This window comes from Nocardia sp. JCM 38205 (assembly GCF_058222935.1).
The window spans coordinates 47559-73860 of the sequence record NZ_JBYHFL010000013.1; the positions used below are offsets into that span (position 1 = coordinate 47559).

Genomic DNA, 26302 nt, shown 5'->3' on the forward strand with positions numbered 1-26302 from the left:
GACTCGCTCTCACACGGGACGACGGTCCGACATTGCAGATCACCGAATGGGGCTCGCAGACCCCGCGAGTGACTATGGTCTTGACCCATGGACTCGCGTTGTCGCACGAGAGTTGGGAGGACGTTGCTCAGCTTGTGATCGCTGCGGACCCGACTATTCGCGTCGTCACCTACGACCATCGGGGACACGGGGATTCGGAGTCGGCTCCGGCCAGCCTCGAGATTCTTGCGGACGATCTTGCGACTATTCTTTCGGAAACTGTGCCTACGGGTCCGGTCGTATTGGGTGGTCATTCGATGGGAGGGATGACTCTCATGGCCTTGGCTGAACGTCACAGTGAGGTGCTCGGACCGAGAATCCTCGGCGTCGCGTTGGTGTCGACAGGGGCGGGCGATATTCTGGGAAATATGCTGCGCAGCAAATTCTGGCGAAGGCTGATAATGCTGGGTCTGGAGGCGCTACCCTATATCAGGATTCCTTCCCGGCCGCTTTTCCTGATGCGGCAGTCGACACGAGGCATCCTATTCGGAGCGCGTCCTCGTCGGCACGATATGAACCGTGCTGTGCTGCAGCTCGCGAAGAGCAATTCTCGCAATGTCGCGGAGCTGACCCGTTCGATACTCTCTCACAAACGTTACGGCGTGCTGGGCAGATTCAGCTGTCGCGTCGTCGTGCTGGTCGGGTCTCGTGACCGCCTGACCCCCGTTCATCACTCGCGTGCGCTTCGGCATCGTATTCCCGGGAGTCATTTGGTCATCTTCGAAAAGGCTGGGCACTACCTGCCCTACGAACGCAGCGGTGAGGTGGCCGTCCATCTCCTCGGATTGACTCGGGAAGCGCGCATTCGCGAAGCAACCGTCGCATAGCGGCATTAACATTCGTCATGCGCTGAGGGTAACGATAGGCGAATAGTTCGCTATCAGAGCTTGATATCGGTCCGGGAACCGCGGAACGCCCTTTCTCAACAGCCGGATGATGACTGTTAGGGTAGTGGGTGCAGCCGCAGCGCGCTGGGGCCGATGTCGTATAGTCCAGCGCCGGCTGCCGGTGCCGCTAGTTATGGTCGGCTTTGAAGCCACCGATTTCAATGCGGGTTCCAGCTGGCTGTTTCAGCGGTTGCGGCCCGGCGCGCGGGTTCGCAACCTTGTTGTCGAACGTCTCGGCGAAGCTGTTGTTCAAGGTTGTGCCCGGCGGCAGGTACCGAGCTACAGAACATGCTGGTCACCATCATCGGTCCGCCGCCCCGGTTCTAGGTTGGACAACGGTCGGGAGATGATTTCGGTTGCCCTGCAACCAGTTCTGCGCCGACCGGGTCGGAGTATCCTAAGCGGTGACGGGACCCGGTAGTCGGTCCGCCGCGTGTGAGAACCAGTTGTAGGGGATGCAGGGTTGTAGCGTATCCGGCTGGGGCGTTGCAGCCCAGGCCGGAATCTCTTCGGCGGTGATTGTATTCTTCCTTCCAGTCGCTGATCACGACGCGGGCTTGGGCCAACGACCAGAAGCTGTTGATGTTGGGGCATTCGTCGCGTCGGCGGCGGCTGAACCATACAATGTAGCCGTTGCGGCAGGGTCGGCTAGTGTGACGAACGCTGAGCAGACCCGTTCCGCCGCCCAGTCGCCTGGCACGCGAAATTGGTCTGTTGCCGCAGCGCAGGGCGGCGGGGTAGCTGCGATCGACAGCGATTCGTTGATGAGTCCGTCGGCGGTGATCGATCGTTCCACCAGCCGGCCCAAGCATTCGCGGGTGTGTTTCATCGACGATGGAGACGATCTTGACTGGGCGTGCGTCGTCGCTGGCATCGAATCGGAAGTCCACTGCCCATACACGGTTGGGTGCCTTTGCCTCCGTCGTGGTGGTGGTGGTTTCCAGGCGTTTCGGCGCCGCAGCGGCCCTCGTAATCCCTCGTCGCGCCAGAGGCGTTGGATTTTCTTGTGATTGACTGTCCAGCACTCGCTGCGGGCGCCGTGGTAGGCGCGGCGGAATCCTTGCCGTGGATGGGTTTCGTCCAGGCACGCAGCCATTCACGCAAAGCCGCATCGGGATGTGCGTTGGTGTCGGTGGTTCGAACGCGCCGTTGTGTACTTCGATGTTCGCCGGTAACCGGCAGGCGAACCTTTCGCGGACCCCGAGCACCCGCACCAGGTGCGCCACGGCCGCCCGCCGGCGTTCCGGGTCTAGAAGGTTCCCTTGGCGATCTCGTTCAATGCAGCTTTCTCTAGCTTCGCCTCGCCGAGAAGACTTTTCAGAGTGGAGTGTTCGCGTTCGGGGCCCTTCAACCGTTTGCCGTCGCCGGCCTTCAGCCCGCCGAACTGGTTGCGCCACCGTTAGTAGGTGGCCATGGTGATCTGCAGTGACGGCGACTTCCTTATTCTCGCCCAGCAGGTGGACGGCCTTGCTCAGCTTGCGCACGGCCTGTGGAGGTGTGTGCCCTTTTCGTGTCGCCATAGTCATCGAGCGTTCCTGCCCACTACGTGGGCGGCAATGCTCTCACAGCCGCCGGACCAAATGTCATCGGGTCAGGTCAGACGAATTCGCAAAGCGCGCACCACTTGAACCTACCTATCCTCGATGATCAGACACTGCCCATTCGACCTACGGGCCGCTATGCGATGCATGGGGGACAACGCAACTGACTATGGATCGAGTGTTCGCCGCACTGATGCCATCGATCGGTCATTGGCGTGGGCATCCGATCGACTGGTTCGAGCGGCGTGTGTAGGCCAGGGGAGGTGACGTCGGCGGCGCCGTCGGATACCGCTTTCGGCGGCTTTTCGTGGAGGGGAAAGTGGGACGAGGATCAGAACCCCGGCTGTGGTGATCGCTGCCAGCGCGAGCGCCGAATGTTCCACCCCACTCCAAAAGGCATCCTTCGCATAGTCGGCGAGAGGCCTTCCTACATTACCGGCACGCTCAGCGACTTCGAGGGCACCGGCCAGGGAACTGCGGACCGGAGCGCGCGCAGGCTCGGGAAGGCGGTCCAGCACTTCGTTGATCCTCGAGGTATAGCTCGCGGACAAAATGCTACCGGAGACGGCAATGCCGATGGCCGCGCCGACTTCGCGAGTCGCGTCGTTGACCGCAGCGGATACCCCGTGCTTCTCCAACGGTGTGTCGAGCATGATCGCGTTGGTCGCGGGGGCGGCCGACAAGCCCAGCCCGGCGCTCATGATCAACAGGGGCCAGAGAACGTCGAAGTACGACGAACCGGTGTCGAGGCGAAGGATGGCGAGTAAGCCGACGGCGATGGTCAGAAGACCGGTCGCTGTCGTCACCCGCAATCCCGCCCATGCAGCGATTGCCGGCGACACGAGTGACATCACGATAAGCGGAACGACCATCGGCGCCAGCGCCAGCGCCGAGCCGAGGGCATCGAACCCGAGGATGAGCTGGAAGTGCTGTACCAGTAGGTACATCACACCGAAAGTCACGAGGAACTGGATGGTTATCGATAGCGCGCCGCTCGAGAAGCCCCGGCGGCGGAACAGGCTCACGTCCAGTAGCGGGTGCTCGGCACGCACCTCGGTGAGGATAAATGCCACGGTGCCGATTACTCCCGCCGCACCTGCGACAAGAACCCGGACATCCGTCCAGCCGCGCGACGGACCCTCGATGACCGCGAACACCGACGTGCCGATGGCGAGCACGACCCAGAACATGCCGAAAAGATCGAACGGCGGGAGTTCGGCGTCCTGTGAATCAGGCACGGTGAAGGCCAGAACCAGCAGTAGTAGTGCGACGACGGTCAGACCGACGAAGATCGAATGCCACGACCACTGGGTAAGAAGCAGACCGGATCCCACCATGCCGATCACGCCACCCGAGCCGGCGATCCCGGCCCAGACTCCGACCGCGTACGACCGCTTCTCCACTGGGAGGTTGCTTGTCAGAAGCGAGAGGGTCGCCGGCATGACGAAAGCTGCTCCTGCGCCCGCCAAGGCCCGGGAGGCAATGAGTGCCGCAGGAGTATCGAGAAATACAGGCACAACTGAAGCGGCCGCGAAGACCGCCAGGCCGACGATTAGAACGCGTCGGCGCCCATACCGATCGCCGATCGCGCCAGCGGGCAAAACCAAGCAGGCGAGGACCAGCGTGTATCCGTCGACGATCCATGTGAGAGCATTTTGATCTGCGCCGATGTCGAGCGCAAGGGCAGGCAGAGCGGTGTACAGCGCTGCCATGGCCGCAACAACCAATGCTACTGCGGCACAGGTTATGGCCAGCGTCCAAGCCGCGGAGTTGCGGTCGCGAAGCCGGTCTCCAAAGCTGATCATGTCGGTATCCTGGTCCCTTCGGGGCGTCGTCGGCATTCGCGTAGGTCCTACGGCTCAGCTTTGCGTAGCTTCTACTTCCTCCAGCGTCGTCGGCACGTGATAGGGCGGTCGTCCTCTGCCCTGAACTCGATAGCGGCCCCAGAAGTCACGATCGCCGATGGTCGCCGGCGCCTCGCCCGTACTGGTCCGGATCAGCACGGAACGTCGGCGTCCCCCTAACAGATTGTCGAGTTCGTCGTTCTGGCGGATGCGCCCGTACCAGCTGAAGCGGCCGTCGATGGGTTGGAAATAGCCGCGCAGTTCGACTTGCACCTCGACGTCGTCGGTTGCGATCACCACTGTGGCCGGCCCGATGTAGTCAGAGGCATCGTGCGGACTCTGAGACTTCACTGTGAACTCCTCCGTTTGGTCGATAGTCGACGCCAGCGATCGGATCGCCCGGCACTGGGGCCAAGTAGCCCGGCGTCGGGATCGGGGCCGGCCCTTGACAAGCCGCGCCGCCGGGGTCAAAGTTACCTCATACCCCAAGTATCCGCTACTGCCCGTATTGCACTCTTGAGCGGATACCGGGTTACTGCCACCGGACGTTGATCCGGACTGGATGTATCGATGCAGAGTCATCGATCGAGTCTCAAAGGAGCGACAGATGACGACCAGTGACGTCAGGGCCGAGACCAACGGGCAGATTGCCGTAACCACCGACGGTATGGCGCGCGTGAGCGGTCGGCGACCCATTGACCTGCAACGATCGGCCGGACGACTGCTCAAGACTTCCGTAGAGAAGTTCTACGACGCCGAAGTCGACATCGACTGGGATAGTCCGTGGTTGCCGGATAAGGCGTGGTTCCCCGAGCATCGCCTGTCCCTCTACGGCACCGGTCTGTGGAACCGGCTTTCCGAGGAACAGAAGATCGACCTGGGCAAACATGAGTTGGTGAGCATCCTCAGCTTCGGGATCTACGCCGAGAATTTGCTGAGTATGGCGTTGCTACGGCTGAACACGACGGGTGATCTCGTCGATAACAAGGCCCTATACGCACTTGCCGAGGTTGGCGACGAGAGCCGCCATTCCACAATGTTCGCGCGTCTGATCGCCAAAACGGGGATCCCGCCCTACAAGCTTCCGCCAGGGTTTCTGTCGCTGGCGAAGATCCTGCATTTCGTCCCGCTCGGGCCCTCGATCCAGGGCGCGACCTTGCTGATCGAGGAGATTCTCGATCGGGCACAGCGTGAAGCGATGAACGACGAACGCCTACAACCGCAGGTCCGGCAGTTGATGAAAATTCACGTGCTCGAGGAGGCCCGCCACATCACGTTCGCGCGCTCCGAGCTTGTCGAGGGTATGCGGTCGCGAGGCCGGATCTCGCGGGCATGGCACCGCGGCGTCCTCGCAGTTGTCGCGAACCTGTCCTACCCGATCTTGATCAATCCCAAGCTGTACCGTGCTGTCGGCGTGCATCCTCTGCGGGGGTTCCTCGCTTGCCAATTCGGCCCGCACTACCGGGAGAACCTGCAGTTCATGTCCGAGCCGATGATCCGATTCTTCGATGAGGCAGGAATGATGGAAGGTCGCTTCACCATGTTCCTTTGGCGCCTGACGAGGAGCCTCCCCGACGATATCGCCCGGCGGTGAACAGACTCGGACCGGCGTGAACAGCACCACGCATATTGCTGAGCGCAAGTCGCGCCGTGATATGTTGCGGCGGGCACTCGTCGAATCCCGCGAACTCCTCGGTCCTGCCGCCGGTCCGACATATCCGCAGTAGCTGAGTAGCTATCGAAAATTTGTGGCCACCTGTACCGCACGTGAGCCAACGTTCAGAGGAAATCGATGAGTAATAACCGTTCTGCCAAATACACGGGAAAGACCAATGGTTCGGGAGGTCGTGCAGCGAGCGAGAGGGTGCACACAACAGAGGTCCTCATCGTCGGGAGCGGATTCTCCGGCATGGGAATGGCGATTCAACTGCTGAAATCGGGAATGAATGACTTCTTGATAATCGAGAAGGATTCCGAAATCGGCGGAACCTGGCGCGACAATACATATCCGGGCTGTGCCTGCGATGTCCCTTCTCACATGTACTCGTACTCTTTCGAGCCCAAGCCGGATTGGAGTCACTTGTGGGCAGGACAGGATGAAATTCAGCAGTATCTCCTGAGTCTCGCACGCAAGTACGATCTCTATAGCCGCACGCATTTCGGGCGGGCCTTGCAATCCGGATACTGGGATCCTAGTGATTCCGCGTGGCATGTTGCGACCTCCGACGGCAACGAGTACGTCGCCCGATTCCTGGTTTCAGGCGTAGGCGCACTCCATATACCGAATATCCCCCAGATCAAGGGGCAGAAGAAGTTCGCTGGTGCAGCATTTCACTCGGCGCAGTGGGATCATGACTGCACATTGGATGGCAAGAAGGTCGCTGTTATCGGGACGGGTGCGAGCGCAATCCAATTCGTTCCGGAAATTGCCAAGGTAGCCGATGAACTGCATCTATACCAGCGGACGCCGGCGTGGGTACTGCCCCGTAGGAACGTCAAGGTCCCGAAGGTGATCCAAGCCCTGCTCACGAGGGCGCCGATCCTCGCCAAAGCCCTCCGGACTGCCATCTACTGGTCAGCGGAGTCACTGTCGATAGGACTGAACGGACATATCAATTTCATGCGTCCGCTCGAGAGTGTCGCCAAGTGGAACATAGCGCGGGGAATAGATGATCCCGCGCTGCGCAAGAAGCTCACCCCCACGTATCGCATCGGGTGCAAAAGAATCCTCGGTTCCAGTGACTACTACCCAGCGCTGAATCGGCCCACTACATCCGTCATCACCGACGGGATCGCCGAGATCACCGAGGACGCCATCATATCCCAGTCCGGTGACAAGCGTCCGGTCGACGTGATCATCTATGCCACCGGTTTCCACGTAACCGACGGGTTCGACCACCTCCGGCTCAAGGGTGCGTCCGGTCGTGAACTCTCCTCCGTATGGTCGGACGAAGGGATTCAAACCCATCTCGGCATCACCACCGCAGGTTTCCCGAACTTGTTCTTCCTGCTCGGCCCCAACACCGGGCTCGGTCACAACTCGGTGGTATTCATGATCGAATGCCAGATCAGGTACATCATCGGCGCGATTCGGCTCGCGAAGCAACGTGGCGCAGCTGCGCTCGAGGTGCGTGAACCCGTTCAGCGGGAATTCAACTCGGACATCCAGCGGAAATTGGTGAACGGGGTCTGGAGCAGCGGGGGGTGCACCAGTTGGTACCTCGATGCACAGGGTGTCAATCGGACGGTCTGGCCAGGTTTCACCTGGCAGTATTGGCGGCGTACCCGCAATGTCGCGGACTCTGATTTCGCGTTGGTCGGCGAGTCGACAGGTGATCAAAGCGGCGACCTCCTTCCGAATTCGATCAAGAAGGGTAGCTTGCCGAGATGAGAGAGTTCAGCGACCGAGTCGTCTCGGTAACCGGGGCAGGTTCAGGAATCGGCCGTGCAGTTGCAATTCGACTCGCCGGCGAGGGCGCGCGGCTGGCCATTGCCGACATCGACGGCGAACGGGCCCGCGAAACCGCCTCCATGTGTACCGCGCTGGGTGTCGAATGCCAGCACTATCAGCTCGATGTGGCCGATCGTAGCGCATTCACGGAATATCGTCGTCAGGTCCTCAGCGACTTCGGTTCGGTCAGTATGGTAATCAACAATGCCGGGGTCGCACTCGGCGCCGACATACTGGATATGCAATGGATCGACTTCGAATGGTTGATGTCGATCAATTTCTGGGGAGTCGTGAACGGCACGAAACTATTTCTTCCGGATCTGATCGACTCGGGCGACGGCCATGTTGTCAACGTGTCGAGTGTCTTCGGACTGATGGCCATTCCCAGTCAGAGCGCATATAATGCTTCCAAATTCGCCGTCCGAGGCTTTACCGAGGCGTTGCGCCAGGAGATGCGAATTAACCGGCTACCGGTGGGCGTAACATGCGTGCATCCGGGTGGTGTTCGCACAAATATTGTGCGCGGAGCTCGAGGTGTCGGCGCGATGGGTGATCAGGAGAAGATTGTCGCCGGTTTCGATCGTATAGCGCTCACCACTCCGGAAAGCGCCGCCGAAACGATCCTGAAGGGCGTGCGACGGAACAAACCTCGAGTCCTTATCGGACCCGATGCCCTGGGTTTCGATTTCGTCGCCCGCGCGGTGGGGCCGAGGTATCAGGACCTGAACGCTCCGCTGGCCCGTGTCGGCTATGCGATCGGCCGTCGTTACGGCCTTGTCAAGCGCGACAGTTGAATCTGGGCCACGGGCCGGAATAATAGAGAAGGAATATCCTGGAAGATGAGCATGCCATGTGAACTCACGGTCTCCCGTGTAGTGCAGGAAACAGCGGATGCGGTGTCCATTTGGTTCGAGGTGCCCGAGCAGCAATTGGGCGTATTTGCCTACGACCCCGGGCAGTTTCTTACGTTGCGTATTCCCGGAGCCGGCGACGGGGAATATGTGGCCAGATGCTATTCGCTCTCGAGTTCCCCGCATGCAGACGACTCGCTAGCTGTCACAGTGAAACGCACGGAGGGCGGGTACGGATCTAACTGGCTGTGCGACAACATCAAGGTTGGCGCTGAGGTAACCGTTCTGCCGCCCACCGGGCACTTCACACCGAAAGACCTGGATGCGGACATGGTTCTGTTCGCAGCTGGTAGCGGAATCACCCCGGTGTTATCCATCGTCAAGTCGGCTCTGCTCGAAGGTGGCGGCCATCTCGTTCTCTTCTATGCCAACCAGCATGCCGAGAGCGTCATCTTCGGTGAAGACCTCCGTTACCTCGCCAAGCAGTTTCCCGAGCGACTGACTCTCATCGAGTGGCTGGAGAGCGAGCGTGGGCTACCGGACCGAAGCGCAATCCTTGAAATCTGCCGTGAGTACCGAAATCGGATGTATTTCTTGTGTGGGCCGGCGGCGTTCATGGATTTGGTGGTAGACGCGGCGCGCGAAGCCGGCGTGCAGCACCGGAACCTACACCGAGAAGTATTCCAATCTCTGCACTCCGATCCCTTCGACGTGGAGAACTACGTCAAGGAATCAATGACGAACGAACAAGCCCGTCTAGTAGTATATCTCGATGGTGATCGCGCCGAGCTGGAATGGCCGAAAGATTTGACCCTCGTCGAGGTCTTGTTGAACGAGGGGTACTCGCCTCCGTATTCCTGCCGGGAAGGCGGATGCGGTGCATGTGTGTGCAAGGTTATCGACGGCGATATAGAGATGAGAGTAAACGAGGTACTCGATGATGATGATATCGAGGAAGGTGATCGGCTGGCATGCCAGTCGGTACCCGCCACCAATTCGGTGACTGTGACATTCGACTGACCATGCGTTCGCGCAGGCCCCGTAACGGCGTTCATGCTCGCCCGATCCAGCGCGCAATCGCCGCCCGCGATATCGGTCACTTGTCCGATAGCGTATACTCGGCCAGATGGCGGGCGCACAAAAGCGGATTCGGGAGGTCGGTAGCTCGGTGGTTCGGCGAATTGACGCACGCTCGAGCCGATGGGAAGAGCACCGGGTCCTGGTTCGAGCAGAACTGGTCGACGCAGCGTACCGTGCCTTCGGCAAGTACGGTCCGGACGCGAGCATGGACGACATCGCTCGGGAGGCGGGTGCGACAAAACCCAAGCTGTATCGCCACTTCAAGGACAAACTGGGCCTTCGTGCAGCTGTTATCGAACGTGCGAAGGAACTCATGTGGTCGAATGTGCTTGCTACCGTTGATTTCGGATCCGATCCGATTCGAAGTGTGATGAATCAGCTCGTCGAGCAATACGCGCAGCTGGTCGACGAGCACAAGAACGTCTTCCAGTTTCTCGTTCGTAGTCATTTTAGCGACAATTCATCGGGATCGGATCCAGCTCTTGAGAACGCACGTGAACTGGCAGGTTTCATTGCGGGTCATTTCGTCACGGTTTTGGACACCGCTGGGGCTGACACGTCGGGCATAGACTTGGTGGTGCAGTCGATCGTAGGGGCGAGCCTCTCCGCGACGGATTGGTGGATAAACTCGCAATCCGATCCGACCTCGGCTATGCCGAGAAAGGCTTTCGTCGAGCATCTCAGCGCAATCATTTGGGGGATTATCGATTCCTCGGCGCGAGCTCGTGGAATCCGGATAGACCCGGATTCGACTTTGCGGATTGAGAATATTGGACTGATCGAGGCTTAGCTGAGCGAATTCGAGCCAAACGCCGGTCGAAGACGACGCGGGATGAGCTTATCTGCCATAGCGCGGTGACACTGCCGGATTGCATCCCCGCGGGGCAAAAGACCCGTGAGCAATGCCGTTGTCGCGCCATCGCCGGTGGGCGGGACGACCGCCGATCGGCCTGGTCCGCATCGATTGCTCGGTGCGTCAGCGTCGTCGGTGCTGCTCTACCCAACGCAGCAGCTGGTTGGGCTTGCCCGGCTTGTGCATGACAGCTCATGTGTCATTTTTCGGGATTGCTTTCGTGCGAACCTGCGGACCCGAATCGATGGATCCGACGCGAACTTGGTTCAGACCGCCCGCAACCGCTGGCGACCACTTCGCGCTCGACGTTCCTCCGGCCGAGTCCGAGCTACGTTTCGAGAACGTCGCCGCCTACTTGTCGTTGAACCTGCTGCTGTGGAATCAAGGGAAACGAGGGTACCGCTGCTTCAATGGCTCGGTACCGCGTTGTGGCATGCAGCTGAGGCATCTGGTCTGAGACCCGCAGAGCCCACCCCGAGATAACGTAGGGCAATCTCGGAGATCCGGCGTGCCGTTTCGGCGCTGTCGCTGGCCGGTAGTACGAGATGGCTGATCGTCAATCGAATGAGCGCATCGACTGCGTCGGCCACGTCATTGGCGTCGATGGTGGGGTAGTGGTGGAGGAACGCGGTGACCAGTCGCTCGGACGCGAGTTGAAGCATGGAGGCAGAGGTTGTCAACAGGGGGAGGACGCCGGTTTCATCGCGCGGGCCGCTACCGGGTGTAGTCAGGACGGCTTTGAGTAAGGGGCTGGTTGCAGCCTCGTCGAGCGTGTAGCGAACTATCGCTCGGATCGATTCAGGCAACGCGCTGCGGTTGGAAGCAAGCAAATCCTCGATCCCGGTCAGGAATTGCTCCGCTTCGTGCAGAACGAGTGCATCTCCAAGCCCTTGCTTGTCGCCGAACTCTCGATACAGCGTGGCGCGTGATACTCCGATCAGACCGGCTACCTCGCCGAATCGTACACGTTCCCAGCCCTTCTCGACCGTCAGGGCGCGGGCGGCGCGGATTGCTGCCTCGCGGAGGTGTCGCCTGAACGACAGCCTCACCGATTCTTCCACCACCCCTCGGATGGTAACAGAACGTGGGTTTTGTTCATGAGTGGACAAACTCCCGGACACTTCGTCATGTCCGCGCGTTGCTTGATCGCGAGCTATGCGCGACAAGCAGCGGAGATCTGATCAATTGTTGACAAAATGGTTCTGATTGTCTCCAATGTAGTTGTATCGCGGTCCTGCTCGAGTCTGATGTTGGGCGCGCGTTAGTCGACAGAGAGGTCTGGCCATGGACAAGGCTTCGGATGCGGTCAGTAGGTTGTCTGACCCAGGCGTGGAGGACTGGGTGCGCTCGTTCCGGCTCCTGGAATCCGGATCGCCAGAGTTGCCGCCGCACCATCCCGACTGTCTTGGTTGTGGGCCGGCCAACCCGCACGGACATTCCCTATCGGTGCGGCGTTGCGAGGGCGGCGTCGTTGCTCACCATCTTTTCGACCAGCGTCATGTCGGAGCGCCGGGGATCGCGCACGGTGGCGCGGTGGCGACCGTCATCGACGACCTGTTCGGCTTCTTGCTGTACACGGTCGGCGAACTCGCCGTGACCCGGAATCTCGACATGGATTATCTCGCCCCGGTACTGCTCGATACCCCCTACACGCTGCACGCCGAGGTACGGTCGCGGCATGGCCGTAAGTTGAATCTCGCGGCCAGGATGGAGGATCTAGAAGGGCGCTCGGTCACTACGGCAACCGCCGTGTTCATCGTGGTCGAGGCCGAACACTTCCTGCAGTCGCGGGCGAAGGCTCGGAGGCAGGCGTGACTGCTGGACCAACTGAGAGGGAACTACTCCTCGACGTCTTGCTGACCGATCACGGCTCAGCCGGCCCCTACGAGGCGTTCCGACGCTTGCGCGAGACTCAGCCCGTGCTTGTCACGCGATCGGGGGTCCTGGTACTGAGTCGCTACGACGACTGCGCAGCTGCGCTCCGTAACCGTAGCCTCGGCAAGGCCGACGAGTCGCTGGGATTCGGCTTGTCGGAGATTCCCGAAGAGTTGCAACGTCAGGCTATGCATCGATTCCGGCGCACCATGCTGTTCCGCAACCCGCCTGACCACCACCGGCTGCGTCGGCTGGTCGCTGACGTTTTCACCCCTCGGCACATCGACGAGTTGCGAGGCCGCGTTGTCACGCAGATCCGTGATCTGATCGATGTCATCGAGGACCAGGGTTCCGCCGATATCATCAGCGATCTCGCCCTCCCGCTGCCCGTGAATGTAATAGGCGATCTTCTTGGAGTGCCAGTGACCGATCGAGCCGTGGCCGCTCCTCTGGTACGCGCCCTGGTCGCCTCGCTCGAGCCCAGCGCGGACGCCGCGGCGCTGACTGCCGCGTGTGAAGCGGAAGACCAACTCGCAACGTACTTCACAGACCTCCTGGCGGCCAAACGCGCCCACCCGGACGACGACCTGCTCAGCCGTCTCGCCGTGGCGCATGGCGACGACGTCTTGGACGACGACGAATGCGTTGGCACCGCGATACTGTTGTTCGCGGCAGGGTTCGAAACCACCACAAACCTCATCGGTAACGGCGTTGCTGCACTGCTCGCCCATCCCAGCCAAATGGACCTATTGCGGGCCAGGCCCGATCTGGCGAGCAACGCCGTCGAAGAATTGTTGCGTTACGACTCGCCGGTCCAGACCAATGGGCGCACGGTGCTCGAGCCAACACGGGTGGCAGGAGTCGACCTGGATCCTGGCCAGGTTGTATTGACCTTGCTCGGGGCGGCCAACCGAGACCCGGACCGATTCTGCGACCCCGATAGCCTCGATATCACCCGAACCGGGACCCCGCCGCTATCGTTCGGTGCCGGCATTCACTTTTGTCTTGGCGCGCCGTTGGCGCGGCTCGAAGGAGCCGTACTGTTCCCACTCCTCACGGCGCGTTTTCCCGGTCTTAGGCTCGTCGAACAACCTCGCTGGCGTACGGGGTTGTCCTTTCGCGGGCTGTCGAGTCTGAAGGTGGTCACCGGATGCTGATCCAGCCTTACCCGCACCTGAAGGGCGGCCATTGTGGTTCGGGTGCGTTGCGCGATCTTATGTCCTGGGCCGGGCTTGGCTGGGACGGCGAGCTGAGCGAAGGACTCGTGTTCACACTCGGCGGCGCACTCGATTTCGCTTACCTGCGCGCCGATGCGATCAATCCTCCGATATACCTGGTGGGGCGTGGTGGGGATTTGGAGGTCGACCTGTTGAGGCGCCTCGGTGCGAAGACCGAACTACGTCAGACCGAGGATCCCGACCTCGGTTGGAAATGGGTGAGGACCGAACTGGACTCCGGACGGCCCGTCATGGTCTGGGCCGACATCGCTGAACTCCCATACCTGCGGGTACGACTGCGCATGAGCCGCCACGACATCGTTATCGTCGGCTATGATGACGAGGCTCGCGAGGCGTATATCGTCGACAACGACCGCGATGAGATCCAGACGGTGTCGTATGACGCATTGGCACGGGCACGAGCCTCCACGGGGTTCCCGACACCCACACGCCACGCCACGTACATAGTCGATTGGCCCTCCGACGTGCCTGACCTCCCGTCCATGGCTGCCGCAGCGCTCGAACAATCGGCGGCAACCCTGAAACATGGGGGCCCCAGTTCGATTGCCGCGCCGGCCTCGAACGGTGTCTCCGGCACCGGGCTCGACGGCGTTCGCCGCTTCGCTGAAGACGTCTCCCGTTGGCCCGACATCTTCGGAGACGAAGACCTCGAGGCTGTGCTCAGGTCACTCGCTGCCTTCATCGAAAAAGCGGGTACCGGAGGCGGTCTGTTTCGACGCCTCATCGCTCAAGGGTGCGTCGATCTCGCCGATTACACGCGCAATCCGAAGGTTCACGCGGCCGCACGCGCAGCACGGCTGGCCGCACAGTCTTGGACGAGGCTCGCCCATATCGCCGTCTCCGATGAAACCCCATCGCGACGCTCGGTTCAGGTAGCCCGGCATGCCGCCGTGCTGCCAGAGTTGGAGGAAACCTTGGCAGATCTTCTCGCCGCCGCCGCCAACTCACTCTGAACCAGCTTGTCTGCAGACAGGTACATCCGCTACGGCTTCGAGACCGGTGGTGAAGTGCGCCTGTGGGGGATGGGGTAGCCCCAGGCGGTGGCCCGGGACCGGGCCGACGACGTCACCATTGAAGCGATGAACTCCCAGCTCCTGGTCGATGTCACCGACCAATCCGCTCTGGACCCGCGCGATATAGCAGAGCGACAGGCATAATAGGGCGCAAAATCCTGCACCGACCGGGACAGTCGCGTCCGCTGGGAGACACGGCTGGAAACCATCACGGTCGTCGCGACCACTGCGCTTGCGCGCCTGGTCGTGTCGGGCATTTGGACGCCGATACCCATGGACGCCGCCGCCTTTGAACCCGGCCACGTCAGCGGCGGGGTCGCCTGTGTGAAAGCGTCCGCACTGCGACGGTGCTCGGGGCCGGTCGATTGCTTTGGGCTCGGCATTCGCAAAGTTGGTGTGGCAGTGGCTGCTCAGTGATGCGCAGGTCAGGAAGGCGCTCGAACACCCTCACTGCCGGACGGCCCGTTTTCGGCCGGGCACTTTCGGTGGGCGGTGAGGAAGTTGTCGACGAGTCGGGCGCAGTCGTCGTGGTCGATGGTGCGTAGTCCGGTGAGGCGGGCGAACACGATCGGGCCGAGGAGTTCGATGATGGCGAAGGTGGTGTCGAGCTCGCCGAGCATCGCGCGGGCGTCGGGGCTGGTGAGTATCTGGTCGAACGGGTGGCGGTATTGCTCGATGACGCGGGCGCGTAGTGAGGTGACGGCGGCCGGGTCGGGGTGGTCCTCGCCGATAGATCCCATCGCCAGCCAGGCCAGGGTGGTCATCTGTACCGGGGCTTGTTCGATGAGGTCGGCCTGGGTGGTGAGCAGCGCCAGGAGCTGCTCACGCACGGGCCCGGTGCCGGTCGGTGCGTCGACCTGGGGAAGCAATCGTTCGAAAGTCGCCGCGAGCAGCTGGGTGGTGCTGCCGAAATGCCGGTAGAGGGTGGCGCGAGCGACTTTCGACACGCGGGTGACCGCCTCGACGGTGACCGCTTCGACACCACCGGTCGACAGCAGATGGGTGGCCGCGTCGAGCAACCGGTTGCGTGAGCGCGCCAGCCGCGGATCGGCCTGCTCCTCGGCGGTGGTGAGCGGGTCGGTCACTGCGGGATCCCGGTCGGTCATGGCCGCGCGCTCCTCCGGTTCGTGTCGTTCAAATCGTGCGAATGTGTGGACATCATCCCACACCCCGACCATTATGATACTGACGGTCTCGCACCGAGACTGGTAGTCTTTAACGTTGGGAGGTGCCGGTGACCAGACCCGGAACGGACACGGTCGAGATCGCCCGCTGGACCAGGGCCCAGTGGTGGATGCTGACGGTGTCGTGCCTGGCGGTGGCGCTGGTCGTCGCGGCGATGGCGGCACTGTATTCGGCGTTGCCGCAGATCGCGGTCGCGACCGGGGCCACCCAAGCCCAGCTGACCTGGATCGTCGACGGCTACACCCTGGTGCTGGCCTGTCTGGTGCTGCCCGCCGGAGCCATCGGCGACCGCTACGGGCGCCGCGCGGTGCTGGTCGCGGGACTGGCGGTATTCGCAGCTGCCTCGGCGCTGCCGCTACTGCTGTCCGACCCGGCCTGGTTGATCGCGGCGCGCGCGCTGGCCGGGGCGGGCGCGGCGCTGGTGATGCCCTCGACACTGTCGATCCTGACCGCGAGCTTCCCTCCTGCTCATCGTGGCCGGGCGGTGGGAGTGTGGGCCGGGGTCGCCGGGTCCGGGGCAGTGCTGGGCATCCTCGGTGCCGGGCTCCTGCTCGAGCGGTGGTCGTGGCTATCGGTGTTCGTCGGGTTGACCGTGGCCGGGGCAGTGCTGGCGGGGTTGGCGTGCACCATCGCCGAGTCCCGCCAGCGCGAGCATCCGCCGGTGGACTGGGTGGGCGCGGGCGCGGTCGCGGTGGCGGTCGCGGCGATCGTGTTCGCCGCGGTCGAGGTCCCCGCGCGCGGCTGGGCCGACCCGCTCGTCGCCGCCACCGCCGGGATCGGTGTGGCCGCGGCGGTGGCGTTCGTGGTCGTCGAGCTGCGCTCGGCGGCGCCGCTGCTGGATGTGCGGTTGTTCACCCGCCGGGGCTTCGGTGCCGGGTCGCTGTCGGTGACCATCCAGTTCCTGGTCACCTTCGGGGTGTTCCTGCTGCTGGTGCAGTACCTGCAGTTGATCTTCGGTTACGGGCCGCTGGCCTCGGCGCTGGCGCTGGCGCCGATGGTGGTGCCGCTGGTCGCGATCTCGGTGATCGCGCCGTGGCTGTCGAGCCTGGTCGGGTTGCGGGTGATGACTGTGGTCGGCCTGCTCACCATCGCCGCCGGGCTGGTCCTGGTGAGCAGGTTGACCCTGGCCGCGCACTACCTCGATCTGCTGTGGCCGCTGCTGATCATGAGCGCGGGCCTGGGATTGTGTACCGCCCCAGCGACCTATGCCATCGTCGCCGACACCCCCGAGGCCAAACACGGGGTCGCTGCCGCGGTCAACGACGCCGCCCGCGAGATCGGGGCCGCGATCGGGATCGCCGTGGCCGGCAGCGTGCTGGCCGCCGGCTACACCCACCACATCGCGCCCGCGCTGTCCCGGCTGCCTGAGCCCGCCCGCGGCCCGGTCGCCGATTCCCTGGCCGCGGCTCTACAGGTCGCCGACCAGGCAGGACCGGTAGCCGCGCCGTTGGCCGAGTTCGCCAAGGCCGCGTTCGTGCGCGGCAGCGGCCAGGCCGCGCTCACTCTGGCCGCCCTCACCACGATCGGGGCGATCGTGCTGGCATTCCTCGCCCCGGGCCCCACCACCCGCCGATTCCGAACACCACGCCCGCACCCGTCCACCCCATCCCCCTGAGATACCCCTTCTCGTGAAAGACGCCCGTCATGACGGCCTATCGCACGATCATCGTCGACACCGACGGATCCGACCGCTCCTACCATGTGGTCGACCACGCCGCCGAACTCGCCCACGCCACCCACGCCCGGCTCCTGATCATCTGCGCCCGCCACGACATCGACGAACGTGATCTCGGGGCCGACCTCGACCGGCTCGGACCCGACGCCTACCAGCTACGCGGCACCACTCCCACCGACGCCATCCTGCGGACCGCCCACCAGCACGCGATCAGCCACGGCGCCACCAACATCGAAACTCACATCCTGGACCAACCCACCCCACACGCGCTGCTGCACCTGGCCGCCGCCACCGGCGCCGACCTCATCGTCACCGCCGACCCCCACCGGCCACCGCTGCTGGCAAGGCTGCTGACCACCCCACCGATCGAGCTCGCCCGCAAAGCCCACTGCGACATCCTCTTCACCACCACCCCGTAGCCACACATCCCCGCAGAAAGCGCCCATGACCGAGGACACACCCAGCACCGGCACACACGAACCCGGATCCGAAACCTTCGGGAGCGAGAACTGGATCCCTGCCTTTCCAGTGGTCGCACCCGACTCCGCCGACCTCCCGCCCCACCACGACCACTGCCTCGGCTGCGGACCGGCCAACCCACACGGCCACCACCTGCGCCCCCGCCGCGACGCACACGGTGTCCACGCCCACCACCGCTTCGACGCCCGCCACGTCGGCGCCCCCGCGATCGCCCACGGCGGCGCGGTCGCCACCGTCCTCGACGACCTGTTCGGATTCCTGCTCTACAGCGTGGGAGAACTCGCCGTCACCCGCCACCTCGCTATCGACTACCTCGCCCCCGTCCTGCTCGACACCCCCTACACCCTGCGCGCCCACATCCACGCCCGCGACGGCCGCAAACTCCACCTCCAAGCCACCATCGAAAACGACCACGCCCACGTGGTCACCACCGCCACCGCCCTGTTCCTCATCGTCGACATCGACCACTTCCTGAACCCACAACACACCACCCCCGCACACCGATAACGCCCAGCTCTGTTCGGGAAGCAGTTCGGCCAGCAGAACATCGAGATCGACCGGTTCGTCGCGCAAAACATGCGAAAGCGAGACCCTCACCGACCCTGCCCGTGCGTGACGCGTTGCGCGGTCCAGGCAGCCGACGGCTTGGATGACCCCGTTCGGCAAGCTGCTCCTGCAGAACCTGGCGATAGTCGCCGCGTTCGGGCAATGCCCATTACGGCTGGCCGCTGCGCTGGCGCGGGGTCAGGGCCTATGGTGCAGGGAGTCGATGGCTGCCTGCAACCTGGCCGCGGCGTCGGCGGCGATCGGTGCCAGCGCGGGTTGGCCGGTGAGTTGCACCATCAGTTGGGGGTTCATCGCCTCGATGATGATGTCGGTGTCGTTGTCGGGTGAGCGGCGCACGACGACGTTGCAGGGCAGCAGCAGTCCGATCTGGCGGTCGATCTCGACCGCGCGGTGGGCTAGGGGCGGGTTGCAGGCGCCCAGGATGCGGTAGTCCTCCATGTCGTGGCCGAGTTTGGCTTTCAGGGTGGCCTGCATGTCGATCTCGGTGAGCACGCCGAAGCCCTGTTCGGCCAGCGCGCGCTTGGCGGCGTCGACGGCATCGGCGAAGCTGGCGGTCACGGTGGTGGACAGTCCCAGGTCGGTACCGGTGTCGGTCATGTGCGGACTCGCTTTCTCGGTTCGGTGACGCGTGGGGTGTGGCGGTGGTCAGTTGTGCGGGAGCGGGGCCGTGCAGGTCGCGGTGCCGGCGGGCAGGCCGAGGCGGGCCATGAGCAGGCTGGCCGGGCACCAGCCGAGCGCGCTGTAGAGCAGCAGGTTGGCCCCGACCAGGGCGGTCAGTACCAGCCACCACGGTGAGAGTGTCGCGGCCAGGGCGGCGCTGAGCAGGATCAGCGTTCCCGCCAGCAGCGGCACCACTCGGTCGATGGTCCAGGTGCGCGGTCGCGTGGGCAGCGTCATGTGTGCTTCCTCCTTGCCCGGGTCCGTGTCCAGGACCGGGGCGGGTGGGGGTCAGGCCAGGGCGAGGAACAGTTTTTCCAGTTCCTCGACGGTCATCGGGTCGGCGCCTTCGCCGGGTTGTCCGGCCAGGCATTCGCGTAGTCCGGTGGCGACGATCTTGAATCCGGCCCGGTCCAGGGCACGTGAGACCGCCGCGAGCTGGGTGACGACGTCTTTGCAGTCGCGTCCCTGCTCGATCATCGCGATCACGCCCGCGAGCTGTCCGTGTGCGCGACGCAGCCGGTTCAGTACCGGTGCGATGCTGTTCTCGTCGCCGACCATGGTGGTGTCTCCGTTCTCGTGCCGTACCCCCCAGAATACCCTACGGGGTATTTCGGGCGGGGTTTGCGCACGTCAGTGGTGAGCGAAGCTGATGGTGGGCAGCACCCGGGTCAGCCACGCCGGGCTCCACCAGGCGGCGTGCCCGGTCAGGCGCAGCATGACCGGCAACAGCACCAGCCGCACCAGGATCGCGTCGAGCAGGACCGCGACACCCAGGATGATGCCCATCTCCTTGGGCGGGAGCGGGTCGGCCAGGGCGAAGGTGAAGAACACCGCCACCATGACCGCCGCGGCGGCGAAGATGACCCGCCCCGAGTGTGCGAGCCCGTCGACGTGCGCGGCGTGGGGGTCGCCGGTGCGTTCGTAGTGTTCTTTGGCGGTGGCCAGCAGGAACACTGTGTAGTCCATGGCGATGGCGAAGATCATCGCGAAGAAGAACACCGGCCCCCACCCGTCGAGGAACCCCTGTGGGGTGAAGCCGAGCAGTTCGGCGCCGTGCCCGTCCTGGAAGATCAGTTTGGCCACGCCGAACGCGGCCGCGGTCGAGAGCAGGCTGACCAGGGTGCCCAGAGCCGCGATGAGCGGGGCCTGCAACGCGATCAGCAACAACACGAATCCGAGCACCAAGATGATGCCCACCACGATCGGCAGATAGTCGTCGAGGGTTTGTTGCAGGTCGAGGTTTTCTGCCGCCGCGCCACCGACCACCGCGTCGGCGGGCAGGTCGGCGCGCAGCTGGTCGAGGATTCCCGCCATCTGCGGTGCGGAGGGATCGACCGCGGGCATGGCCTGCATCATCACCAGATCAGCGCCGTCGGCGGCGGACTGGGGCGGGGTGAGCATGACGATGCCGTCGCTGGCGCGCGCGATGGCTGCGGTGGCCTGCGCGTCGGCGGCGGGGGTGATGATCGAGAGCATGCCCGGGGCGCCGGGACCCATCTGGCCGGCGATCAGTTCATAGCCTTGGCGCACCGGCGCGTCGGCGGGCACGACCGCGATCGAGGGCATCGCGGTCTTGAGCCCGAACACCGGTGCGGCCAGCCCGATCAGGATGGCCAGCGCCGCCGCGGCCAAGGGCCACGGATGCTTGTGCAGGATCTGGCCCCAACGCGCGAACACCGGCGAGCGATGCTGCTGGCGACGCGCATACGGCAGCGCGGCGGCGTTGACCTTGGCGCCGAGCGCGCCGAGGACGGCGGGCAACAGGGTCAGGGTCGCGGCCAGCACGAACACCACCGCCAGCATGATCCCGACCGCCATGGTCCGCACGGCGGGAGCGGGCACGATCAGCACCGCCGACAAGCTCACCAGCACCGTCAGCCCTGAAAGCAGGACGGCTTTGCCGGCGGTGTCCATTGTTTCGGCGACCGCAGCGCGGGCATCGCCGCTGCGGGCCAGCGCATCGCGGAAGCGCGCGACCAGGAACAGCGCGTAGTCGATGCCCAGGGCCAGGGCGAACATCATGGCGAAGTTCATCGCCCACACCGAAATCGGGGTGATCTGGTTCAGCAGCACCAGCCCCCCCGCGGAGGCGACCAGCCCGGCCAGGGTCAGCAGCAGCGGCAGCCCGGCCGCGACCAGCGACCCGAACGCCAGCACCATGATCGCCAGGGTGACCGGCCACGACAGCATCTCGGCCTGGATCATCGCGTCGTGGTTGGCGGCGTTGAAATCGCTCCACAACGCCGACGCCCCGGTCGGATACACCTCGATCCCGTCTTCGGACAGCGCGGTCAACGCGGCTTTGTGCTCGTCGACGGCTTTGACCATGTCATCGGTGGAGGCATTGGCGCCCGCGATCACGATGCCGGTGTGTCCATCAGGGCTGATCGTGAACCCCGGTTGCGGGGCGATCACCTGCCCAATCCGCTCGTCCCCGGCGAAGACCGCCGTGACCTGCTCGACCACCCGTGCCATCGACGGGTCGCCGATGGTGGCGGTGTCGGAATGGATCACCACCTGCACCGCGGCCGAGGAGTTACCGCCGAAATGCTGCTGGGCGAGTTCTCGGGCGCGGACCGATTCCGAGCCGTTGGCCTGCCACCCGGCCCCGGCCAGGGAGGTGAACACACTCGGCGCGGCCGCGCCCAGTGCGATCAGCACCAGCAGCCATATCCCGATCACTGCCCGGGTGCGCCCGGCCATGAACGCGCCCCACCGACCCAGCATTCCTGGCCCGGAAGTCGTGCGGGGTGGTTTCGCCGGGGCGGTATCGAGCTTCGTTTCGGTCATCCGACCCTCCTTTGATACCCCATGGGGTATATTGAATGTCGAGTCCGACCATACCCCAGGGGGTATAGTTGGGCGCAACCCCTGTCTCTGCGTCGAAGGAGTGCAGCGTTATGGGCATCGTCGAATTCATGCGAAGTACCGCCGGGCGCCTGGCCCGCATCGCCGCCGGAATCGTGGTAATCGCGGCGGGTTTGCTCCTCGTGGGCGGGACCGCCGGGATCGTGGTGGCGATCATCGGGCTGGTCCCGATCGCGGCGGGAGTGTTCAACTTCTGCTTGCTCGGTCCGGTGTTCGGAGTCGACCTGCAGGGCCGACCCCGCAGCAGCCACTGATCGGCCCAACTTTCGCACCGCATCAAAACCCTGCGCGGCGGCCCACGGCTCGCGCCAAGACACCAGCCGCCGTTCCTACCATTTCCCTCAGGAGGCCGTCGATGGCCGAAATCGACCTCTATCTCGATCCCGTCTGCCCGTTCGCATGGGTGACCTCGCGGTGGCTGCTCGCCGCCGCCGAATCCGGTCCGCACACTGTGCGGCTACAACAGATGAGCTTGGCGGTGCTCAATGAAGGCGGCGACGTCGACGCCGATCACAAGCCGATGATCCAGCGATCACGTCGGCTGGGCCGGGTCTTCGCCGCGGCGACCGACACCGCCGGAAGCGAGGCCTTCGCGCGATTGTATGAGACCCTGGGGACACGACTGCACGTTCGCGGCGACGAGATCGATCATGACGCGATCACCGACGCACTCACCGAGGCCGGCCTGGATCCGGCATTGGCCCAACGTACCGACGACACCACCCTCGACGCCGAACTCGCGAACACCCACCGAGCCAGTCAGGACGCGCTCGGCAGCGCCGGCGGCAGTCCGATCATCGTCATCGACGGACACGGCTTCCACGGCCCCGTCCTGACCGAATCCCCGACCGCGCAGCGCGGCCCGGACCTGCTCGCCGCCCTGGTCACCGCCGCGACCACCCCGGGATTCGCCGCCCTGCATCGCCCCTACCAAGGCCCGCCGAGAATCAACGGCGCCGCCACCGAGGAGGGTCACTGATGTGCTCACCGGCCCGATGCCCCGCCTGCGGCAAAACCACCTGGTCCGGCTGCGGCGCCCGCATTGAGGCCCTCCGCGCCAGGTCATCCCCGATAACTGGTGCCGGACAGCGAGTGGCCGAAGCCAGGGCGGCATCGGTCACCAAAATGGTGGCGTTCACGGGGCTTCTCTGCGAGGCGGAACCATCACGCCCTTTCAGGGATTCGGTGACCATTTGAGTGTTCGCGGTGATTACATAGGCAGTCTCGCCCAGTTCAACAGTGTGCGCCCTCGTTATCGCTGGTGACCGCAGGTTGAAGCTCGCTGCCCCAGCTCCATGGCCGGGGTACGAGAGTCGGTGACGGCGACGGTGGGACCCGAAAATGATTCTGACCTAGCTGTTCAATCTGTGTTGTCCGTGAGGTCGCCGTTAACATGGCGCCTAGCCCTCGACGTTCGAGATTTGGCAGAAGCGCGTACCGAAGCAGTACGGGGGCAGCAGTCCCCGGCTCCTCGACGTCGTGTCGTGTCGGTGTGTCATGGATTACATTGTGGTCTGGGGCCGGAATACCGTTGCGGAGTGGCAATGAGCAACGCATGACGATCCTGCCGTAATGTTTCGACTCGTCCGGTAGCGGCGGTTGGCGTGGAATCGTCGAACTATGGGTGCTGGAGGAGGGCAATGTAGTCCGAGAATGCCCGGGTAAGTGCATCGAGTGCCGCTTTCCCTTTGGTGTCGGTGGCTGCTGAGGGACGTCCGATGATGCCATTGCTGGTGTACGCGCCCATGCCGAGTAGATGGAGATGCTGCCGGGCCGGAGCGTCGTGGTCGGAGTCCCGGAAGGAAGGCCGGACCAGCTCGGGTGCCGCGTGGAGCAGTATCGAGGTTTCGAGTTCGCCGCCGTGCATGTCGTCGTGGGAGTCGGTGTCCATCCCGGCGGCGACCCGGGCTTGGTTCCAATCGTCGCGGCCGGGGTAGATGACCACGTTGCGGCCGGTGATGTTCGCTTCCTGGGCGATGTTATTGAGGACGTAGTTGCCTCCGTGTGCATTGACCAGCACCAGAGTGGTGATGCCGGAGCGCGCGAGGGAGGCGCGGATATCGGTGATCACCGCGGTGAGGGTGGTGTGGCTGAGGCTGAGGGTGCCGGCGAACTGTTCGTGCTCATGGGAGCAGGAGATGGTCACTGGTGGCAGGAGGAAGAGGGGATAGGCGTCGGCAAGGGCGCGGGCGATCAGGCAGGCGATGATCGTGTCCGTGGAGAGCGGGAGGTGGTCACCGTGCTGTTCGAAGCTGCCGACCGGCAAGACCGCAATCGTCGGCATGGCGCGGGCGATGTCGGTCGAGGTTGCGGTGGTGATCAGCTCCACTCGGAGGGCTCCTACTCTCGCTAGGGATGCGCACGTTGCACGGCACGGACGCAGTGCGCCAGCTCCCGGGCAATATCCGGCTGGCCCGCCGCGACCAGGACGTTTTCGGTGGCGTGTAGCTGTGCCAGTGTTCGGTGCGACCGGGTGTCGGCGACGATGGTAGCCGCGTAACTCGCCGCCTCCAGGGTCTCCTCCCACGAACCTACTCCGGCATAGGCGGTGCACAGGCGCGCAAGCCCCATCCCGAGGTCGCGGCGGCTTTCGGTGCTCCACGCGGCCAAGCGCGGCTGGAGGATCGCCAGAGCTTGCTCGGGTTGCCCGAGTCCGATCCAGCAGTGCGCAGCCTCCATCGTGACGTACTCCGGTGAGCAGTAGCCGGCGAGATCATCCGGATCAGTAGTCGCTTCCGCTGCGGCTTCAGTGGCGCGGGCCAGCGCGTCGACACATTCCCGCATGTCCTCGCGCGCCTTCGAGTGGGTCGCGCGTAGGGCTGAAACATGGGCCCGTTGGCGAAGGAGTGCGGCTTGTTGGCGTGAGGTGAGCGCAGCGGAATGGGCCAGCGCGGCGTCGATGAATTGTTTCGCCTTGCTCGGGTCGCCGGCATCGGTGGCGATGTTCGAGCTGCGCATCAGCGTGTACGCGCGGAACTGGGCATCCTCGGCATGCTGTGCGTGGTTCAGCGCGATTCGGGACCAGTGGCCAGCGGTGTCGAGGTCTCCGCAGTCCTGATAGAGCCAGCTCAGGAATTCGGCGTAGCGGCCTGCGGTGTATAGCAGCCGGTGGGGTCCGCGATTTCGGGCGGAGGTCAGCCGGTCATTGATGAAGGCGAAGTCATGGCGGACGACTTCGATCACGCCGTGTGGTCCGGCCAGTTGGTCACGGGCGGAGTACCCGCCTAGATTGGTGAGCAGGGTGTCGGCCAACTGGTCCTCCGTGGGGGCGGATACCAACGCCGCGAGTCGCGGGGGGAGCAGGCTGGGTTTCCTCGGCGAACGCGCTGGCGAGACGTTCTCGTCAGGTGGGGTGGGCAGGTCGAACCAGAGGAGCGCCGGCGGTATTCGAAGCGTGCGGGCGTGACTGATGAGTGTGTTGAGGTTGGACACCGGCACGCGACCTGTCTCGATGCGAGAGAGGTATCCCTGGGTGATCGACAGCCACCGCGCCATGTCCTGCTGGGACACCGTTCGCGCGTGGTACGGGTGGTATCGGAACGCGCGGATCACCGCACCGATATCGCGAGCATCCAGTGCCCGGCGCAGGTCGCCCGACCACCACGCATGGTCAGGCAGGTCTGGCACCTGGTCAGCGTTTCCTCGGCACCTCACGCACAGCATCGTCGACCCGGGACGGCCGCCGCACCATGGGCATCGGTCATTCGGGACGTGAGGATCAGTGATCATTCGGGCCTTCCCCTTGCCGGGACCATATTCCTCGGATGAATAAGACCTATTCATTTTCGGCGCTTCTACGCCTGTTCTCGCATCCACAGAATCGTAGCCAAGAACCAGCAGCCCAACAGGTTTCAACCCAGCGGGCCAAAAGATCGAGTAGCCAGAGCGTCGCACTGCTCCAGGCCGAGGCGCGGACGTCTCAGCCCGGAGCGCGTCCCGTCGCTGTTAGCCCGCGAGTTGAGTTGATCGAGTGAGGAATACATGTCTTCTCCTGTGTCGCTGACCGGAGTGCGAGCGCCCGTCGGTGTGGATACCAGCCGGGCGAGTATCGCCCGCGTCTATGACTACTCGTTGGGCGGCAAGGACAACTACGACGTCGATCGCGCTGCGTTCGAACAAATCCTCCGGGTAGCGCCACGGCAGCGTGATGTGTCGAAGATGAACCGTCGTTGGCTGCATCGAGTAGCCAGGTACC

26 protein-coding genes and 1 pseudogene are annotated in these 26302 nt (G+C 63.8%); 16 read left to right on the forward strand and 11 right to left on the reverse strand.

Going from position 1 to position 26302, the window contains the following annotated elements; genetic code table 11:
* Positions 1 to 32 precede the first annotated feature (32 nt).
* The gene (locus AC4HOU_RS28750; RefSeq protein ID WP_158430140.1) at positions 33 to 866 is read left to right on the forward strand and encodes an alpha/beta fold hydrolase; all 834 of its coding nucleotides are present in this window, start codon (positions 33 to 35) and stop codon (positions 864 to 866) included.
* Positions 867 to 1393: 527 nt separating this feature from the next.
* On the opposite strand, the pseudogene AC4HOU_RS28755 reads toward AC4HOU_RS28750, so the two are convergent.
* The 3 genes and pseudogenes from AC4HOU_RS28755 to AC4HOU_RS28765 form a co-directional block, all read right to left on the reverse strand.
* A pseudogene (locus AC4HOU_RS28755) lies at positions 1394 to 2452 on the reverse strand (integrase core domain-containing protein); the annotation flags it as partial.
* Between the two features lie 182 nt (positions 2453 to 2634).
* On the reverse strand, positions 2635 to 4272 hold the full coding sequence (locus AC4HOU_RS28760) for an MFS transporter (protein WP_048833152.1): 1638 nt from the start codon (positions 4270 to 4272) through the stop codon (positions 2635 to 2637).
* A gap of 54 nt (positions 4273 to 4326) precedes the next feature.
* Entirely contained in the window at positions 4327 to 4662 is a 336-nt protein-coding gene (locus AC4HOU_RS28765; RefSeq protein ID WP_014349813.1) for a DUF4873 domain-containing protein, read from the reverse strand.
* A 256-nt stretch (positions 4663 to 4918) separates the two neighbouring features.
* Here AC4HOU_RS28765 and AC4HOU_RS28770 point away from each other — a divergent pair, with 256 nt between their 5' ends.
* The 5 genes from AC4HOU_RS28770 to AC4HOU_RS28790 all read left to right on the forward strand — a co-directional run bounded on the left by AC4HOU_RS28770 (position 4919) and on the right by AC4HOU_RS28790 (position 10483).
* Positions 4919 to 5905 (forward strand): AurF N-oxygenase family protein, encoded by a 987-nt coding sequence (locus AC4HOU_RS28770; RefSeq protein WP_014349814.1) that lies wholly within the window; start codon positions 4919 to 4921, stop codon positions 5903 to 5905.
* Positions 5906 to 6103: 198 nt separating this feature from the next.
* Positions 6104 to 7702 (forward strand): flavin-containing monooxygenase, encoded by a 1599-nt coding sequence (locus AC4HOU_RS28775; RefSeq protein WP_048833154.1) that lies wholly within the window; start codon positions 6104 to 6106, stop codon positions 7700 to 7702.
* Positions 7699 to 8556, forward strand: a complete 858-nt coding sequence (locus AC4HOU_RS28780; RefSeq protein WP_014349816.1) for an SDR family NAD(P)-dependent oxidoreductase — start codon at positions 7699 to 7701, stop codon at positions 8554 to 8556. Before AC4HOU_RS28775 ends, AC4HOU_RS28780 begins: the two co-directional genes overlap by 4 nt.
* A gap of 45 nt (positions 8557 to 8601) precedes the next feature.
* Positions 8602 to 9633, forward strand: a complete 1032-nt coding sequence (locus tag AC4HOU_RS28785) for a ferredoxin--NADP reductase (RefSeq protein ID WP_014349817.1) — start codon at positions 8602 to 8604, stop codon at positions 9631 to 9633.
* Positions 9634 to 9739: 106 nt separating this feature from the next.
* Positions 9740 to 10483 carry a TetR/AcrR family transcriptional regulator gene (locus AC4HOU_RS28790; RefSeq protein ID WP_014349818.1) on the forward strand — a complete coding sequence of 248 codons (744 nt, stop codon included), beginning with the start codon at positions 9740 to 9742 and terminating at the stop codon, positions 10481 to 10483.
* Between the two features lie 470 nt (positions 10484 to 10953).
* Here AC4HOU_RS28790 and AC4HOU_RS28795 read toward each other — a convergent pair whose 3' ends face one another.
* Positions 10954 to 11610 carry a TetR/AcrR family transcriptional regulator gene (locus AC4HOU_RS28795; RefSeq protein ID WP_171048474.1) on the reverse strand — a complete coding sequence of 219 codons (657 nt, stop codon included), beginning with the start codon at positions 11608 to 11610 and terminating at the stop codon, positions 10954 to 10956.
* Between the two features lie 220 nt (positions 11611 to 11830).
* On the opposite strand from AC4HOU_RS28795, the gene AC4HOU_RS28800 reads away from it, so the two are divergent.
* From AC4HOU_RS28800 to AC4HOU_RS28810, 3 genes are read left to right on the forward strand one after another with little or no spacing between them, the layout of a single operon-like run.
* On the forward strand, positions 11831 to 12361 hold the full coding sequence (locus AC4HOU_RS28800; protein ID WP_048833156.1) for a PaaI family thioesterase: 531 nt from the start codon (positions 11831 to 11833) through the stop codon (positions 12359 to 12361).
* A 38-nt stretch (positions 12362 to 12399) separates the two neighbouring features.
* Positions 12400 to 13578, forward strand: a complete 1179-nt coding sequence (locus AC4HOU_RS28805; protein WP_178128353.1) for a cytochrome P450 — start codon at positions 12400 to 12402, stop codon at positions 13576 to 13578.
* The gene (locus AC4HOU_RS28810; RefSeq protein ID WP_014349822.1) at positions 13572 to 14612 is read left to right on the forward strand and encodes a BtrH N-terminal domain-containing protein; all 1041 of its coding nucleotides are present in this window, start codon (positions 13572 to 13574) and stop codon (positions 14610 to 14612) included. The genes AC4HOU_RS28805 and AC4HOU_RS28810 overlap by 7 nt, the downstream gene beginning before the upstream one ends.
* 485 nt (positions 14613 to 15097) lie before the next feature.
* On the opposite strand, the gene AC4HOU_RS28815 is transcribed toward AC4HOU_RS28810, so the two are convergent.
* Positions 15098 to 15778, reverse strand: a complete 681-nt coding sequence (locus tag AC4HOU_RS28815) for a TetR/AcrR family transcriptional regulator (protein ID WP_014349823.1) — start codon at positions 15776 to 15778, stop codon at positions 15098 to 15100.
* A 188-nt stretch (positions 15779 to 15966) separates the two neighbouring features.
* Between AC4HOU_RS28815 and AC4HOU_RS28820 the strand changes: the two genes are divergently transcribed.
* The 3 genes from AC4HOU_RS28820 to AC4HOU_RS28830 are packed head-to-tail and all read left to right on the forward strand — an operon-like array spanning position 15967 to position 18519.
* Positions 15967 to 17472, forward strand: a complete 1506-nt coding sequence (locus AC4HOU_RS28820; RefSeq protein WP_048833996.1) for an MFS transporter — start codon at positions 15967 to 15969, stop codon at positions 17470 to 17472.
* 29 nt (positions 17473 to 17501) lie between these two features.
* The gene (locus AC4HOU_RS28825; RefSeq protein WP_014349825.1) at positions 17502 to 17951 is read left to right on the forward strand and encodes a universal stress protein; all 450 of its coding nucleotides are present in this window, start codon (positions 17502 to 17504) and stop codon (positions 17949 to 17951) included.
* Between the two features lie 25 nt (positions 17952 to 17976).
* Positions 17977 to 18519 (forward strand): PaaI family thioesterase, encoded by a 543-nt coding sequence (locus AC4HOU_RS28830; RefSeq protein WP_014349826.1) that lies wholly within the window; start codon positions 17977 to 17979, stop codon positions 18517 to 18519.
* Positions 18520 to 18756: 237 nt separating this feature from the next.
* Here AC4HOU_RS28830 and AC4HOU_RS28835 read toward each other — a convergent pair whose 3' ends face one another.
* From AC4HOU_RS28835 to AC4HOU_RS28850, 4 genes are all read right to left on the reverse strand, one after another.
* On the reverse strand, positions 18757 to 19176 hold the full coding sequence (locus tag AC4HOU_RS28835) for a DUF302 domain-containing protein (protein WP_014349827.1): 420 nt from the start codon (positions 19174 to 19176) through the stop codon (positions 18757 to 18759).
* A gap of 48 nt (positions 19177 to 19224) precedes the next feature.
* Positions 19225 to 19476 (reverse strand): YgaP family membrane protein, encoded by a 252-nt coding sequence (locus AC4HOU_RS28840; protein WP_014349828.1) that lies wholly within the window; start codon positions 19474 to 19476, stop codon positions 19225 to 19227.
* 51 nt (positions 19477 to 19527) lie between these two features.
* Positions 19528 to 19797: a metal-sensitive transcriptional regulator gene (locus AC4HOU_RS28845; RefSeq protein WP_014349829.1), complete on the reverse strand. Its 270-nt coding sequence runs from the start codon at positions 19795 to 19797 to the stop codon at positions 19528 to 19530.
* A 72-nt stretch (positions 19798 to 19869) separates the two neighbouring features.
* A complete protein-coding gene (locus tag AC4HOU_RS28850) occupies positions 19870 to 22029 on the reverse strand; it encodes an MMPL family transporter (RefSeq protein ID WP_163814780.1) in 2160 nt (719 codons plus the stop codon).
* Between the two features lie 110 nt (positions 22030 to 22139).
* On the opposite strand from AC4HOU_RS28850, the gene AC4HOU_RS28855 reads away from it, so the two are divergent.
* The 3 genes from AC4HOU_RS28855 to AC4HOU_RS28865 all read left to right on the forward strand — a co-directional run bounded on the left by AC4HOU_RS28855 (position 22140) and on the right by AC4HOU_RS28865 (position 23304).
* Complete coding sequence (locus AC4HOU_RS28855; protein WP_014349831.1) at positions 22140 to 22361, forward strand: YgaP family membrane protein; 222 nt, start codon at positions 22140 to 22142, stop codon at positions 22359 to 22361.
* Between the two features lie 101 nt (positions 22362 to 22462).
* Positions 22463 to 23086: a mycothiol-dependent nitroreductase Rv2466c family protein gene (locus AC4HOU_RS28860; protein ID WP_014349832.1), complete on the forward strand. Its 624-nt coding sequence runs from the start codon at positions 22463 to 22465 to the stop codon at positions 23084 to 23086.
* Complete coding sequence (locus tag AC4HOU_RS28865) at positions 23086 to 23304, forward strand: DUF8730 family Cys-rich protein (protein ID WP_081505341.1); 219 nt, start codon at positions 23086 to 23088, stop codon at positions 23302 to 23304. The genes AC4HOU_RS28860 and AC4HOU_RS28865 overlap by 1 nt, the downstream gene beginning before the upstream one ends.
* A 421-nt stretch (positions 23305 to 23725) precedes the next feature.
* On the opposite strand, the gene AC4HOU_RS28870 is transcribed toward AC4HOU_RS28865, so the two are convergent.
* Entirely contained in the window at positions 23726 to 24436 is a 711-nt protein-coding gene (locus AC4HOU_RS28870) for a creatininase family protein (protein ID WP_014349833.1), read from the reverse strand.
* Between the two features lie 20 nt (positions 24437 to 24456).
* A complete protein-coding gene (locus AC4HOU_RS28875) occupies positions 24457 to 25734 on the reverse strand; it encodes a helix-turn-helix domain-containing protein (protein WP_231856041.1) in 1278 nt (425 codons plus the stop codon).
* A gap of 354 nt (positions 25735 to 26088) precedes the next feature.
* Between AC4HOU_RS28875 and AC4HOU_RS28880 the strand changes: the two genes are divergently transcribed.
* Positions 26089 to 26302: SAM-dependent methyltransferase (locus AC4HOU_RS28880; RefSeq protein ID WP_490723968.1), on the forward strand; the 214-nt coding region annotated here is incomplete at its 3' end.

Bases quoted from the DNA above. Each gene is read 5' to 3' on its own strand.
- AC4HOU_RS28760 (WP_048833152.1), bottom strand. From the start codon at position 4,272: ATGATCAGCTTTGGAGACCGGCTTCGCGACCGCAACTCCGCGGCTTGG.
- AC4HOU_RS28770 (WP_014349814.1), top strand. From the start codon at position 4,919: ATGACGACCAGTGACGTCAGGGCCGAGACCAACGGGCAGATTGCCGTA.
- AC4HOU_RS28775 (WP_048833154.1), top strand. From the start codon at position 6,104: ATGAGTAATAACCGTTCTGCCAAATACACGGGAAAGACCAATGGTTCG.
- AC4HOU_RS28780 (WP_014349816.1), top strand. From the start codon at position 7,699: ATGAGAGAGTTCAGCGACCGAGTCGTCTCGGTAACCGGGGCAGGTTCA.
- AC4HOU_RS28785 (WP_014349817.1), top strand. From the start codon at position 8,602: ATGAGCATGCCATGTGAACTCACGGTCTCCCGTGTAGTGCAGGAAACA.
- AC4HOU_RS28790 (WP_014349818.1), top strand. From the start codon at position 9,740: ATGGCGGGCGCACAAAAGCGGATTCGGGAGGTCGGTAGCTCGGTGGTT.
- AC4HOU_RS28800 (WP_048833156.1), top strand. From the start codon at position 11,831: ATGGACAAGGCTTCGGATGCGGTCAGTAGGTTGTCTGACCCAGGCGTG.
- AC4HOU_RS28810 (WP_014349822.1), top strand. From the start codon at position 13,572: ATGCTGATCCAGCCTTACCCGCACCTGAAGGGCGGCCATTGTGGTTCG.
- AC4HOU_RS28815 (WP_014349823.1), bottom strand. From the start codon at position 15,778: ATGACCGACCGGGATCCCGCAGTGACCGACCCGCTCACCACCGCCGAG.
- AC4HOU_RS28820 (WP_048833996.1), top strand. From the start codon at position 15,967: ATGCTGACGGTGTCGTGCCTGGCGGTGGCGCTGGTCGTCGCGGCGATG.
- AC4HOU_RS28825 (WP_014349825.1), top strand. From the start codon at position 17,502: ATGACGGCCTATCGCACGATCATCGTCGACACCGACGGATCCGACCGC.
- AC4HOU_RS28830 (WP_014349826.1), top strand. From the start codon at position 17,977: ATGACCGAGGACACACCCAGCACCGGCACACACGAACCCGGATCCGAA.
- AC4HOU_RS28835 (WP_014349827.1), bottom strand. From the start codon at position 19,176: ATGACCGACACCGGTACCGACCTGGGACTGTCCACCACCGTGACCGCC.
- AC4HOU_RS28840 (WP_014349828.1), bottom strand. From the start codon at position 19,476: ATGACGCTGCCCACGCGACCGCGCACCTGGACCATCGACCGAGTGGTG.
- AC4HOU_RS28845 (WP_014349829.1), bottom strand. From the start codon at position 19,797: ATGGTCGGCGACGAGAACAGCATCGCACCGGTACTGAACCGGCTGCGT.
- AC4HOU_RS28850 (WP_163814780.1), bottom strand. From the start codon at position 22,029: ATGACCGAAACGAAGCTCGATACCGCCCCGGCGAAACCACCCCGCACG.
- AC4HOU_RS28855 (WP_014349831.1), top strand. From the start codon at position 22,140: ATGGGCATCGTCGAATTCATGCGAAGTACCGCCGGGCGCCTGGCCCGC.
- AC4HOU_RS28860 (WP_014349832.1), top strand. From the start codon at position 22,463: ATGGCCGAAATCGACCTCTATCTCGATCCCGTCTGCCCGTTCGCATGG.
- AC4HOU_RS28865 (WP_081505341.1), top strand. From the start codon at position 23,086: ATGTGCTCACCGGCCCGATGCCCCGCCTGCGGCAAAACCACCTGGTCC.